At 53.5% G+C, this 13,653-nt stretch carries 10 protein-coding genes and 1 riboswitch; of the genes, 1 reads left to right on the top strand and 9 read right to left on the bottom strand.

Annotated elements, in window-relative coordinates:
• Positions 1-17: 17 nt before the first annotated feature.
• The 9 genes from CFLAV_RS37540 to CFLAV_RS03410 all read right to left on the bottom strand — a co-directional run bounded on the left by CFLAV_RS37540 (position 18) and on the right by CFLAV_RS03410 (position 13,363).
• Entirely contained in the window at positions 18-410 is a 393-nt protein-coding gene (locus CFLAV_RS37540; RefSeq protein ID WP_083808744.1) for a cysteine-rich CWC family protein, read from the bottom strand.
• Positions 411-437: 27 nt separating this feature from the next.
• Positions 438-1,280 (bottom strand): DUF1559 family PulG-like putative transporter, encoded by an 843-nt coding sequence (locus CFLAV_RS35400; RefSeq protein WP_050785616.1) that lies wholly within the window; start codon positions 1,278-1,280, stop codon positions 438-440.
• A 59-nt stretch (positions 1,281-1,339) separates the two neighbouring features.
• Positions 1,340-3,523, bottom strand: a complete 2,184-nt coding sequence (locus CFLAV_RS03450; RefSeq protein ID WP_007413225.1) for a hypothetical protein — start codon at positions 3,521-3,523, stop codon at positions 1,340-1,342.
• Between the two features lie 206 nt (positions 3,524-3,729).
• A riboswitch (cobalamin riboswitch) is annotated at positions 3,730-3,893 on the bottom strand.
• A 232-nt stretch (positions 3,894-4,125) separates the two neighbouring features.
• Complete coding sequence (locus CFLAV_RS31750; RefSeq protein ID WP_007413223.1) at positions 4,126-5,751, bottom strand: DUF6600 domain-containing protein; 1,626 nt, start codon at positions 5,749-5,751, stop codon at positions 4,126-4,128.
• A gap of 166 nt (positions 5,752-5,917) precedes the next feature.
• The gene (locus CFLAV_RS03435; RefSeq protein ID WP_007413222.1) at positions 5,918-7,405 is read right to left on the bottom strand and encodes an efflux transporter outer membrane subunit; all 1,488 of its coding nucleotides are present in this window, start codon (positions 7,403-7,405) and stop codon (positions 5,918-5,920) included.
• 2 nt (positions 7,406-7,407) lie between these two features.
• Positions 7,408-10,569 (bottom strand): efflux RND transporter permease subunit, encoded by a 3,162-nt coding sequence (locus CFLAV_RS03430; RefSeq protein WP_007413221.1) that lies wholly within the window; start codon positions 10,567-10,569, stop codon positions 7,408-7,410.
• A gap of 196 nt (positions 10,570-10,765) precedes the next feature.
• Positions 10,766-12,019, bottom strand: a complete 1,254-nt coding sequence (locus CFLAV_RS03425) for an efflux RND transporter periplasmic adaptor subunit (protein WP_007413220.1) — start codon at positions 12,017-12,019, stop codon at positions 10,766-10,768.
• A 70-nt stretch (positions 12,020-12,089) separates the two neighbouring features.
• The gene (locus CFLAV_RS31745; RefSeq protein WP_007413219.1) at positions 12,090-12,716 is read right to left on the bottom strand and encodes a hypothetical protein; all 627 of its coding nucleotides are present in this window, start codon (positions 12,714-12,716) and stop codon (positions 12,090-12,092) included.
• A 185-nt stretch (positions 12,717-12,901) separates the two neighbouring features.
• On the bottom strand, positions 12,902-13,363 hold the full coding sequence (locus CFLAV_RS03410) for a hypothetical protein (RefSeq protein ID WP_007413218.1): 462 nt from the start codon (positions 13,361-13,363) through the stop codon (positions 12,902-12,904).
• A gap of 44 nt (positions 13,364-13,407) precedes the next feature.
• Between CFLAV_RS03410 and CFLAV_RS03405 the strand changes: the two genes are divergently transcribed.
• Positions 13,408-13,590, top strand: a complete 183-nt coding sequence (locus CFLAV_RS03405; RefSeq protein WP_040546692.1) for a hypothetical protein — start codon at positions 13,408-13,410, stop codon at positions 13,588-13,590.
• The last annotated feature ends 63 nt before the right edge of the window (positions 13,591-13,653 follow it).

Here is a 13,653-nt window from a genome sequence, read left to right as displayed (position 1 = left end):
TTTTCGCCCCTGTCATTTCATGGCAGGGGCGGGTTATTTCCGGGTGCCTTGGATTTGTTTTCCTTATAGGGACAATGACGGCAACCGCTCCCGCAGCAAAAGCCGCGGCGCAGGTGGTATGCGGCGGTGAGAACCAGCAGCCCTCCGGGATCGAAATAGAAATCGTTGGGTAAGAGCGGTTGCGCAACGGTCTTGTGCCGTCGGTGGAAGGCCGTTACACAAGCCTGGCAAATGCAAGTTCGATTCCGCAATGGCGGCGGCACTTGCGCCAACAGGGCGCCGGGAATTTCCACTCTCATACACCAACAGGGGCCTTTGTAAGCCCGTTCAGTGCAGAGTTGGCAATGGTTTGGTTGATTGCACAACGGACAATGTCCCGCGTCAAATTCTTTTGATAGTCCTTCACTCATCTCATCTACAGCTGGTTGATGGGCTCTTTATTGAAGATCGTACAGGGAGTTGTCGGCCGAGAGAAATCCCGTCGCTGGGGCGACATTATTGGAGCCGTTTTCGTTTTCCGTATAACGATCGCGCAACGATTCGGCATGGCCATCAACAAAAGCGGCGTTGCTGCGCTGTTGATGGCGAAATCCTTGTGTGCCGGACCAGCGGCCGTTGAAGGATTCATCGCCGGGATTTGCCCACGGTGCCCGCATGAATTTGTTTGCGCCGGCGGAATACTGTCCATCGCCGAACACAACAGTTCGCGCGGGGTGTTGCACATCGGAAGTTTTGGCGGGTTCCGGGATGCTTTCGAACTGGCCGTGGCCAATGAAGCTGGTGTTGTAATTATAGCCGGTGTAGGGATCGGTCAGCCAATTTGCGCCGCCGGTGAATGAAGGGCATTGCTGGATCTGCATGGTGGTTTGCCCCTGCCAGAGCAAGCCAGGAATCACGGTGTTCGGATCGCCTTCAACGGTGGTCAGGTCCCAGGCGTAGGACCAAGTCACGCCATTCACTTCTGCTTCGTAATAAGCAATGGGGAAACGGTCGGCATTGTCATCCACGTAACCAAGTGCCGCGATGCCCATCTGGTGAAGGTTGTTCACGCACTGGATGCGTTTGGCTTTCTCCTTGGAGCGGCTCAAGGCAGGCAGAAGCAAAGCAGCCAGGATCGCGATGATCGCAATGACGACGAGGAGTTCGATCAAAGTAAACGCCTGCTGTCGCGCTGAACGATCCACAGGCACGGCGTAGTTTGGAAGACCAGTCATGTTACTCTCAACCTCTCCTCCTGTTTTGAGGAGGAGAGTGCGAGCGATTGACTTTATCCAGGCCATGAGTTGCATTCGTCCAAGACGGAACGGACCATTCCGCAGACCAAATTCAACTGGATTACTCAGGGATTCAAGCGCAGCCGGTAGAATGCCTTGTCAACGGGGGCGGCGTGGTCTTCCAACATCATCGGTTGGGCGTTGGTCGCCACAAAGCTGGTGACAGGATTCCAGTTGATGAAGTCTGTCGAGCGCTCCAAAACATGCGGACAATTGGGTATTGGAGTGAACTGGAACACAAAACCATTCGTGCCCGGACGGATGCTCAATTGCGGCGGGATGAGTTGAGTGACCGCAAAAGACGAAAGGTTCGTGACACTCTGCACGACGACTGCGTTATTGGTCGGGCTGAATAGGAACGGTTGTGTGGTCCAATTGGTGCCGTTCCATTGGAAGACGCGCAAATCACTTCCGTTGCCAACGTAATTGCCGGCTGACAAGGCGACGTCAGCTTGATAACTGGCAAGGGTTGTTCCCAGCACAGGTGATACAACAAGTTGAATCGCATTCATCACATTCCCGGCAACAGGATAAAGGGCGGCGGGATTATCCAGTCGCGATGTGGTGATTTTTGCGATGTCGCTGACGGAAGTAAAAGTGACCGATAACAAGTTTTGAACAGTGTTGCCGGCTTTTTGAAAGAATAGTTGTGCCGTATTGTTGGTCAGATTTGCGGGTGAGATGGTCAGTTCATCGCCGAGAGTCATCGGTCGCACAATGGAAATCGCATCGATTTCGCCAGCACTGAAGCCTGGGCTGATCCCTTCAACTTTGATGTATTGAATGGAGGTAAAACCCGATTCCTTGAGATCAAATCCGGTGCCACCGCCCGAGCCATCGTACAAATCGATTCCATCGGCGGCAGTCAAGCCACCTGCGCTGAAGCTCGCGCGCATGGCAGGGTTTACCGGTTTGGTAAAGTCCATCACTTCATCGGTCCAGTTCGTGCCGGCTCGATTCCATTTATAGGCCTGCGTTGGAAAATCCGAGTCGCCGTAAGGGCCATTGTCATACCGATACCATGGCCATGTGGCGGGATCGTTTGCGTCTTCCCCCGGCTTGCCGGTGAAGCCAGGGCTGACGGAAACCTTGGTAGGTTCATAAAAGCCGCCGGTGCCAAGCGTAAAAGTGTTCATGTTCGCTGCATCGCTGCTGAAACCGCCACCGGAGTAAAATGCATTTCCAAACACTAGAAAATCGATGCCGTAGGGATTAACCGGGTTGTCATAAACCGGCTGGTTGAATTTGGCGATGATCGAACTGCCGTTGTTCAAGGTAACGATCAACTTGTTCGTTCGATCAGGCGCGGTGCTGTAAACTGCTTCAACTAATTTCACCCTGGTGGCGGGTTTGGAGGCTGATTCATAAAAACGCGTTGAAGGGGCGCCAAGAACCGTAGTCGGATCATCATAGGGGGATGGACCAAATGGCCCCTGTGAAGCGACCAGTTGCACAGCGTAGGAACTGACGATGGAAACAGCTTCCGGAGTCGCTGGAGCGTGTTTGTGAAAATCGTAGGCGATTGTTCCAGGATCACTATCGTCTGAGTAATTCAATCCGCCCGCCGAAACAGTAAAGCCAACCCACGAGCCGTCGTGCAAGGTGACCAGTTCCAGGCCCGAGGTGTAATCCCATTGACCATGAGGTCCGTAGGAAAAATAAGTTGTATCGAGCGGCGTCCAGTAAGGATTTGGTCCGCGATCTGGTGCATTGGTGAAGCCGCCTGTGCCGCCATGTTCCTGCCACATCTCCCAGTTCGCTCCGTATTGTCCGCTCCAGTACAGATCGCCTGGATCGAGCGATTGTGCGCTGTCGGCATCTTCCGTTGTGAAAACGCGCAGGCCGTTGGTGAAGGCGTTTTCGGCAAAAACATTGGTTCCAATACGAATGCCGAACACTCCATTGTTGTTCAGATCGTAACCAATGGCATAAATGAAGGGACCGAATCCAGGATAGGGATCGCTTGCCGCGACGAACAGGCGATGATCGCCGGCGACGATGGCATTAAACATGTTTTCGGCCGTGGCGGTACCGTTCCAGCGATATCCCCAAACCAACGATTTTTCTGCTGCGGGGTTTGGCACGCTGGTGTTGTTGTGCACTTCAGGCGAAGTCCAGTTGATCACCATCGCGGCGCGATTGGTGCCGGTGCCAGTCCACAACTGGACATCATCCAGGGAAACAGCTTGAGCGTTGGAGAGAACAAACAAGCCAGCCAGAGCTGGCAACAGTGAATAGACTTTTTTCATGACTGATCTTTCAATTTTCCGCGGACGGGTGCGGAGGGTTGATGATTGAGAGACCAGTGCGGAGACCGAAGATTTCAGGGCATAGAAAAACCTTCAGACTCCGGCAAAACGGGGAATGAAGGCATTCAGCGAATCCTGACGAAAACAGATCGGCAGGCTGGCCTCATCCTTCTCTTGACGGAGAAGTTGATTCTGCGTTGCAGAATCACGACGAGCACAATCAAACCGATATCCTGACTTGGGGTTTCGAATCTCGCTCCCGCCTTCCCGGCTGTTGACCAGTGGCTGTGGGAGTCTGTAACCCGTTACAGTGGCGTAACCGTCCCCGATTCTCACGGGGTTCCCTGACATTTGATTGTATTGCAGATGAACTATTTGTTCATCGTTTTCAAAGAGCGTGGTGTTGTTAATCCCGTTTTGAGAAAATGCCAAGAAGAATTTTTGTAACGGCAAATTTACAGGGCGGCCAACCCGGTGATTAAAAGGAGTCTTTTTGTTTGTCACGGCTCTTCAAACGATGGAAAAAAGAAACCGGCTTGTGAACTGATCACAAGCCGGTGAATCTTTCGGCGAATCAAGTCGCCGCGAAAAAGTGCTAAGTGCTATTGGTTCATATTCTGTTTTCCGTCCGGACGTTGCCAGCGAGGAATTTCTGCTGCCTGGTTGGCACTCTTGGGGGAATATACGTGTGGATTCTGGTTTGCAGTATAACGCTGCTGCTGGTGTTGTTGTTGTTGCTGCTGCTGTGGCTGCTTCGCCTGCGGTGGCAAATGCTGATCTTTCGGCACGGCCGGATTGTAAGTCGCCACGGGACGGTTATCAAAGCCCGGACGATTTTGATTTTGAGGGGCGGGCTGAGGTTTCTCAACCTGAGGCTGGCGCACGGGAGTGTTTTGATTTTGACTGACATGCACTGGAGCTTGCGGTTGCACGACCTTGGTATTGGCAATCACCTCTTTGTGCTGAATAACCGGATGCCTTTCATCCACCTTCTGAGCTACAATGGTTTCCTTATGCACCACCGGCTCCGGGCGCAGCTGCGGGCGATAGATGACCGGAGCTTTTTTATCCACTACTTCTTTTCTGATAGTCGTTCCAGAGTTGGCGGGGAGATCACGAATTGTCACCTTGGTGAATTCCTTGTGGGTCGCGGCGGAAACGCGTTCCACTGGCAGACCACGATTCACGATGGTTTTATTTTCCACCACGTAATTGTTGATGATGGTGGTGTGGTTGTAGACGTTTTTCACTTCGGTCGGCGGCAACCGATAGTGACCGAGGTCACGGTCTCCAAAGTGATTTACGGCAACGAAAGTAAAATGATCAAGACGGAGGCCAAAATCGAAATCAGCCCGGACGCTTACACCGTTGAAGCGATAGCCGAGTCTAATATCGAAGTCGGCGTGAGGAGGCAGCGGTGCCCATCCACAATGGCCCTCGTCCGCCCGCCACGTGACCCAGGCGGGAGCCCACACAGTGTCGGGAATCCAGACCCAGCCGCAACGTTCATGCAAGTGCCAGCGGCCGTAATGGAAGGTGGCCCAGCCCCAGGAGTAGTCCGATTGCCAGTACCAACCGGCATCCGTGTTAACCCAGTGACCGCCATCGCAGTAAGGGCGCCAGCCGTGGACCGTCACTACTGTGCGCGGCTGCCAGCACCAGCCGAAGCCATCAACCTGCACCCAACTGCCGTATGGTGAGAGGTCGTTGTAAAAATAATTCACCTGTGCGGGAGGATTGCTGACGTAAACCGGCGCAGGTGCAGCGGGTGCCACTTGCACTTCGGGGGCGGGAGCAGGAGCCGGTTCGACCGGTGGCGCAGGCTGGGGAGCAGGGGTTATTGGAACAGGAGCCTGAGTCGCGGGATAGAGTCTTTGATTATAGGTGTATTGCTGGTTCTGACTCCGCAGTTCGGTGTCGTGACTCAGCATGGCCGTCACAACCTGGGGAGAAACACCGAGGTCTTTCAAATACACCACCTCATCCGCAGAAAGATTGTAAGTGGAGCCCGAATTCTGGACATAGGCTATGACCACATCGTCGCTGGAGCCAGCTTCGACGAGTTTCACCACTTCACCGGCCGTTGTGGAAAGAACCACTGGAGTGTTTGGCGGCGCCTGAGTTGGGGCGCCAACGGGTTGAGTGGGTGCGGGTGGAGTTTGGGCGAATCCCGAGATCATCGGGAAAGCAATCACACCCATCAATCCCAGGAGTTTTACATGCTTCATAATATGGTGGCAGTCAGGTTCAACTGTCGTTGGCAGATTAGACCGGGAGGGTAGGCTTTTATTCAGAATCCGAAATAGGGGAGCTTTTTGTGCTTCATAAACATCTTTTTACCAAATACTTATATGGTCGCTCGCGGGAGGAGCCTATTCAATAAGCTAATACATATCAAGGCTTTTTGGCTTCCACTTCAGGCTGCCAACCGCCGCCGAGTGCACGGTAGAGCTGTACCACGGCCAGGAACTGATTGAGCTGGGTTTGAACCAGGGAAATCTGAGCGGGAAAGAGTTGTTGTTGGGCTTCGAGCAATTCGTAGTAACTGGCCTGACCTACAAGGTAGCGCTGAGTTGAGACTCGGACTGCTTCTTCATAAGCACTGACTGAGAGAGTTTGCTGAACACGAATCTCCTGGAACTTTTGTCGGGCGATCAGGGCATTGGAAACCTCCTGAAAGGCGATTAAGGCTGTTTGTTGGTAGCTCAGCCGCGCCTGTTCGCGGACTGCCTGCGCTGCGTGGTATTGGCCAACCAGACGTCCACCTTGAAAAATCGGGCCGGTGAGGCTGCCCGCAACACTCCAAAGACCTGATTTGCCAGAGGTGATTGCGGAGAGTTCAGGACTCACGGCGCCCAACAAGGCGGTCAGATCTAGAACCGGAAGAAAATCAGCAACAGCCACACCGATTTGCGCGTTGGCAGAGCGGAACAGTTGATCGGCCTCGCGGATGTCAGGTCGACGCTGCAACAACGAAGAAGGCAGTCCTGCCGGAACATCGGGGGGAAGAGTGAGCTGAAGCAGATTTTTATTGCGGAAGACAGGACCGGGATTTTGTCCGAGGAGGACACTGATTTGATTTTCCTGGATGACAATCTGGCGTTCAAGATCGGGAATGCTTGCGGCGGTGGAAGCCAATGCCGCTGCGGCGCGGGAGGTTTCCAGTTTGGACGCGACCCCTTGTTCAAGACGTTGATTGAAGATTTTTAAACTGTCGCTGAAAGAGGCAGTGTTTTGACGGGTGATTTCGAGTTCCCGGTCGAGAGCGAGCAATTGAAGGTATGACTGGGCGAGATCGGCAATAAGCGTAATCATGACGTTGCGGCGTGCTTCCTGGCTGGCGAAGTATTGAGCTTGCGCTGCTTCGTTGAGGCGGCGAATGCGCCCCCAGAGATCGATTTCCCAGGAAACATTTCCAGCGCCAATGTAGTCGCTGGTCACTCTGCCGTTATTGAAGAAAGGGGTGGTGAAAAGGGCATTCTTGCCTCGACTGGCACCAACCTGATATCCGAGTTGTGGAAAGAAAGCGGCCCGGTTTTCCGCATAAATGGCGCGGGCTTGTTCCACCCGGGTTGCCGCCACGCGAATGTCGTAGTTGTTCGTGAGAGCTATCTTGATCAGGTTTTGAAGGGTATCATCCTGAAAAATCTCCCACCATGGCAGATCGCCGAAGGAGTTGGTGGTTGGAGGGCCAGTGGCGCTGCGGAAATTGTTGGGGGAATTAACGGTTGGACGTTTATAATTCGGCCCGACTGCACATCCAACCAGAATCACTGTCGATGCGAGGATCCCTACCAACAAGAAGCACGAGATGACGCGAATGCCTGACCGCGTCTTCGACGGGGCCAGGCGATCATTAGGCTTCTGTGCCTGATTGTTCATGGTTATTCAGGTTCGCGCGTTCCGCCTTCGCGCGGCGGATTTCCCTCACGACGTTTGCTGAAGCGTTGCATGAGACTTTCCACCACGTAGAAGGAGACTGGTATGATGAAAATCCCCAACAGGGTGGCACTGAGCATGCCTCCGATGACCACGGTTCCCAACGTTTTGCGGGCGACACCTCCTGAGCCCGACGCCAGCCAGAGAGGCACGCATCCAAGCACGAAGGCAAAGGAAGTCATCAATATGGGACGAAAGCGAATGCGAGCGCCGGTGAGCGCGGCATCGGTAATAGATCTGCCTTTTTCATATTCCGATTTGGCAAATTCCACGATCAGGATGGCATTCTTGGCGGCGAGGCCGATCAACATGATCAACCCGATTTGCACATAGACATTGTTCTCATATCGGCGGGCCAGGAGGGCTGCGAAAGCGCCGAAAACCGCGATGGGGGTCGTCAGCAACACGCTGAAAGGCAGGGACCAGCTTTCGTAGAGTGCGGCAAGGATGAGAAACACGAAGACAATTGAAAGCGCGAACACAACTGACGGCTTCACACCTTGAGCAGCCTTTTGTTCCTGAAAGGATATCCCGAGATAATCGAAGCCCATCTCGCGAGGCATTGTCTGGGCGAAGACCTCCTCCAGGGCTTTGGTGGCTTGGGAGGAACTATAGCCGGGCGCGGCGTTGCCGTTGATCTGGGCAGAGCGGTAGGCGTTGTAGCGCATGATGAATTCCGGACCAATCCGGGATTCAACCTTGGTGAGTGAGGAGAGGGGAACGCTTTGATTCTGGCTGTTGCGGACGTAGAACAAGCCGACATTCTCAGCCTTGGCGCGGTATTCATCCTCGGCTTCGACATAGACCTGCCATTGGCGCCCGAAGCGGTTGAAGTAATTGATGAAATAGCCGCCCATGAACGCCTGCATGGTTCGATAGACCTCGCTCAAATTGACACCTTGCTTCAAGGCCTTGTCACGATCCAAATTCATAAAAACTTGTGGGACATTTGGCAGGTGAGTGGTGGTCACACTGGCGAGCTCCGGGCGTTTACGCGCTGCTTCCATGAAGATATTCACGTTCCGATTGAGGAAAGCGAGATCCTGCCCGGAACGATCTTCGAGAATGAATGTGAAGCCGCCGGAGGAACCCACTCCGGGAATGGCTGGCGGCGGAAAAGCAAATGCGGTTGCTGCCGGGATGGCGCTTAAGGCCTTGTTCAAGTGGGCTTTGATGGCCGCGTATTGTTCTTCAGGCTTTGTGCGTTCTCCCCATGGCTTGAGGGTGACGAAAAAGAAGGCGTTGTAAGTGCTCTGCACGCCGCTCAGGAGGCTGAAGCCCATGACGGTGGTATAATATTGGACGCCGGGTGAATTCTTCAGAATATTCTCGACCTGTTTGCAAACTTCGTCCGTGCGATCGAGTGAAGCGGCGAGGGGAAGCTGGACGTTGAGATAGACGTAACCCTGATCCTCTTCCGGGAGGAAGGATGTGGGAATTCTCTTGCCCAGAAAAAGCGCCAGAATGGTAACCCCGGCGAGCAACAGCAGGCTTAGTGCGACTTTGCGCATCAGGAGGCCGCTCAGGCGGACGTAACCATGAGTTGCGTGGGTGAAAGCACGATTAAACGAGTCATAGAAACGTTGCAATGGTCCGCGCGATTTCGTTCTCGGCCGGAGCAACTTGGCGGCGAGCGCGGGGCTGAGGGTGAGTGCATTAAAGGCGGACAGAATCACTGAGATGGCAATGGTGACGGCGAATTGCTGGTAAAGCTGGCCGGTAATGCCGGAGATAAAAATCGTCGGAATAAATACGGCGGCCAGGATGATGGCAATGGCAATGACAGGACCAGACACCTCCTCCATGGCTTTTAATGCCGCAGCCTTGGGGTCGAGTCCTTCTTCGATATGACGTTCCACTGCCTCGACGACCACGATGGCATCATCCACCACCAGGCCAATGGCGAGAACGAGGCCAAAAAGCGAAAGAGTATTGATGGAAAAACCGACGATTGGGAAAAGCATGAAAGTGCCGATCAGCGAGACGGGCACCGCCAGCAAGGGAATGAGAGTGGCCCGCCATCCTTGCAGAAAAATAAACACGACAATCACCACCAATAGAAGAGCTTCCCACAAGGTTTTGACGATTTCCTTCATGCCTTCAGAAACTGCCCGGGTGGTATCGAGGGAGACGACGAAATCGAGATCGGAGGGAAAGCGTTGTTTCAACTCAGCCAGTAGTTTCTTCACGCCATCGGCGGCATCCAACGCATTTGAGCCGGGTAGCTGGTAGATCGCCAGAACGGCTGCTGGTTTGCCGTTGAGACGGCCCTTCAGGCTGTACACCTGGGCGCCCAATTCAATACGGGCAACATCCTTGAGCTGCACCACGGAGCCATCGGGATTGGCCCGAAGGATGATGGCGCCGAATTCCCTCTCTGTTTGCAGCCGGCCCTGAGCGCTGACTGCATAAGTGAATTCCTGTCCTTTCGGAGTCGGTGGTCCGCCGATCTGGCCTGCAGGGTTGACCGTGTTTTGGTTATTAACCGCGACGATGATTTCATTGATGGTGATGTTGAGCTTGGCGAGTTGGTCGGGCTTCACCCAGAAGCGCATGGCATACTGTCCCGCACCAAACACCTGAATGTTTGAAACGCCCTTAACCCGGTTGAGCTGGTCCACCATGTTGATATAAGCATAGTTTGCCAGAAAGATATCATCGTGGGTTTCGTTGGGAGAAAAAAGGCTGACCAGCATCAGGGGCGTGGTGGGAGACTTCAGCAAGCTGATGCCGAAGTTCCGGACGTCGAGAGGCAATTGAGATTCGGCCTGGTTCTCGCGGATTTGAGTCAGGACCTGATCGATATTGGGATCTGTTTTGATGTCAAAGTTTACGACGAGACGCATCACGCCATTGTTGGCGTTAATGGAATACATGTAATTCATGTTATCCACGCCGCTCATCTGCTGTTCGATGGGGGTGGCCACTGACTGTTCCAAGGTTTCTGCGTCGGCACCCAGGTAGGTGGTTTGGATGCGGATTTCTGGAGGAACGATGTTGGGGAATTGTGAAATCGGAAGCTGCAACATGGACACGCCGCCAACAATGACCATCACGATGGCGATCACGATGGCAACGATGGGACGGTTGATGAAGAAGCGGTACATGGTCAGAAAAGGTCTGGCTTCTCAGGGGCTTTACGCGAAGGACGGGCGGGCTGGTTTGTATCGTTGTCCCCCTCACCTTGATCCGCTCCCCGAGGAGAGGGGCGAACGGCTTTAATGTCTGGAGCGATTTTGGGTTGTCGCGAGATTGCTGTCATGGAGCGGTTTTTTCTGCTAGATGATGTGAAAGAAGGCGGCATCACTTTTCTTGATTTCTTGATGGTGGTTGGTTGGTTTGGGTTGGTGGTGAGTTGGTGTTTCCGCCTTCAGCAGGATTCTTTTTCTCGCTGGGAGTGGGGCGGGTAAAAGGCTTTGGGTTTACCGGTTGGCCATCCCGGACTTTTTGAGCGCCTTCGACAATGACCCGTTGTCCTGGTTTGAGGCCGTTATCAATAATCCAATCTGAACCGATCTGGTCTCCGGTTTTGACGGCGACCAGGTGAGCCTTGTTCTGGTCATCGACGATGCCGATCTGGTAGATGCTTTGAAGTTCGGCCACGGCCCGTTGCGGCACTACGATTGCATTCGTTCTTATCTGGGTCTGGGTCCGCACGCGCCCAAACTGACCGGGACGGAGGATGTAATTGGGATTGGGAAAAAGGCCAACGATGCGGATGGTACCGGTATTGATATCCACCTCGCGGTCGACATAACCGAACCTTCCCTTTTCAGGATAGATTGAGCCGTCGGCCAGGATGAGTTCAAATGCCAGTTCCTGTTCGCTTCTTTGCCGTTCAGCCAGGTTGACGTGGCGACGCCGGTAAGCGAGGTATTCCTGTTCGCTGGGGTTGAAGTAAACTTTCATGGGATTGACGGTGGAAACGGTCGTCAGCGGATTGCTGCTGTTGGGGCCGACCAGGTCGCCAATCTGAGCTCTGGCCGTTCCTGCCACGCCATCGATGGGCGAAATAATTTTCGTGAAGCCAAGATTTAAGCGCGCGGTTTCCACTGCCGCTTCGTCTGCCTGGACCTGAGCCCTGGCGGCGAGGTTGGCTGCAATGGCGTTATCGAGTTCCTGCTGGCTGATGGCGCTTTGCTTGGCGAGTGGCGTGTAACGTTTGACGTCCAATTGGGTCCGGGTGTATTGGGCTTGATCCTGGGCAAGCTTGGCTTCTGCCTGGTTCAAAACGGCCTGGAACGGGCGCGGATCAATTTCAAACAGCAAATCTCCCTTCTTTACCTGCGAGCCTTCGAGATAGTCCTGCTTGAGGATGTAGCCGGTTACCTGCGCCCGGATTTGTGCATTTACCAATCCATCCAGAACGCCTATCCATTGCGCGTAGATGGGAACGTTCGTTGGTTGCACAGTCACCACCAAAACATCGGGCGGAGGCGGGGCGGGTTTATTCTCCTTCTTTTTGCAGCCGATCAGACACAGGCAAATCGCGACGATAACCAGCAAGTGCGGACCGGGGCCGATTTTCCCCGGAATTTGCTGGATGGCGGTTGTCATAATATGAACTCGGTGTGGACAAACCTCTCAAGAGCGCCTCGATGTGTCTGTGAGGCATGGGGCGACTGATTTAAACGAGAGCCGGGTCAGGCGTTTGCTTATGGTGCGCGCACCAGGCGTCCATAGGCGCTTCGGCCGGCCCGGGATAGACGGTAAAGCGGACGAGGTTGGCAAGGTTCACAATGCACAAGCCTCCCTCCGGTAATCGTGCGTGCAGATGAGTATTGGAAAGGAGGAGTTGGAGCCGGCTGAAGCGTTCGGCGGGCAGATCCACCGCGCCTTCAATCATCAGATAAACATGTTTTGCGCTCCGCATTTCGAGGTCGAGGAAGGCGACGAAGGAATCGCCAGGGATGCGGGTTTGGCCGCGTTTTTCCAAAGTCTCGGTATCGAGCCCGGAGAGTTCGCGGAATTTGGCCTCGGAAAGTTCGACGACGTCGGAAAGCTTGGCGGGGAATTCCCAACAGGCCAGATCAGCAGCGACGAGATCGATCTTGCTGATATGGGAGGGGATGAAGGCGGTCATTGAATAAGTGCCCGCGATCATGATCCGCGCCTGTTTGAAAAGCTGGGCGGGACGAAGGTTTTCGAAGATGCGCCGGGCGGCGGTTTCGTTGTCCTGAAGAAATTCCTGAATCGAACCATCGGCTAGATGGAAACGGATTTGCAAATAAGGTGTATCGCTCTGGTCTGCCATAAGTTTGCCCTTAACCAAATGCACTGTCCGTAATGATGATCTGCCTCAGTCGGAGTATTATACCTGAAGTTGGGGAATTTACAAATGGGTGAAGGTTTCCAGGTTTGGGGCAGGGAGAGGTTGCCGGTAATAGTGGCGATGATGTTGGCGTTGGTTTATCAAGAAGCGACCCGTTCACGTCCATGCTAATCAAGTGCTCCGATTTCTTGTGCGAGAACAAGGATGTAAAGCAAGTAACCCGTGAACGCTCCGGCGAAAAGATATTGTAATTTCAGTTGTGTAGCCATGGCGGAAACGAACAGCCCAATTCCATGTCCAATTGGGTGTCCGAGTTGGTAGCCAGTATTTGAATCGGGGCTTGTTAAAACCGAAATCATTGCGGTCGCAAATAAGCAAAGTATAAAATTCAGTCCCAATCCACAAATGAAGTGCGAAAGGTTGCTCGTCCTGTTGAGCCAGTGGACGTGAGATAATTCCGACTCTGCTCTGTGAACTATGTGCATGGCCAGGTCCGAAGGCAATCCGTTCTCGGTAAAATTCTTTTGAATGCTGGCTGCCGATTCTCCATCAAGCATATGCTTTATGGCAAACGTATAGAATTCTTTTGGAAGCGCTTTTTTATCTTCTGGTGGTTCGGTGTGGTTCATAGAAGCCTCCTATACTCAACCTAACCGAAAAATCATTTCGCGAAGTGAAAAGGCCAGTCCCATTTCTGGAACTGGCCATTCAGGAAATCAACCCCACTCAGGCTAATCTTTGGGTGCAGTATGGCGAATTAGAAGTGCCTTGGCAACGGTGGGAATCCAAAGATAAAAAAGGCCAGTATCCTTTCGATGCCGGCCTTCCCGACGGTGCTTCTTGGCTCGCCGTCTAACTCAACATTCCATCGCTCCTGGTTATTGCAAACATAACTTCGCCCAATTCAGGACGTGGTGAA

The sequence above is a fragment of the Pedosphaera parvula Ellin514 genome, from assembly GCF_000172555.1.
In the GTDB taxonomy this organism is placed as follows: Bacteria; Verrucomicrobiota; Verrucomicrobiia; order Limisphaerales; family Pedosphaeraceae; genus Pedosphaera.
Note: the sequence above shows the minus strand (reverse complement) of the source record. Positions and strands in the feature narration are given on the sequence as shown.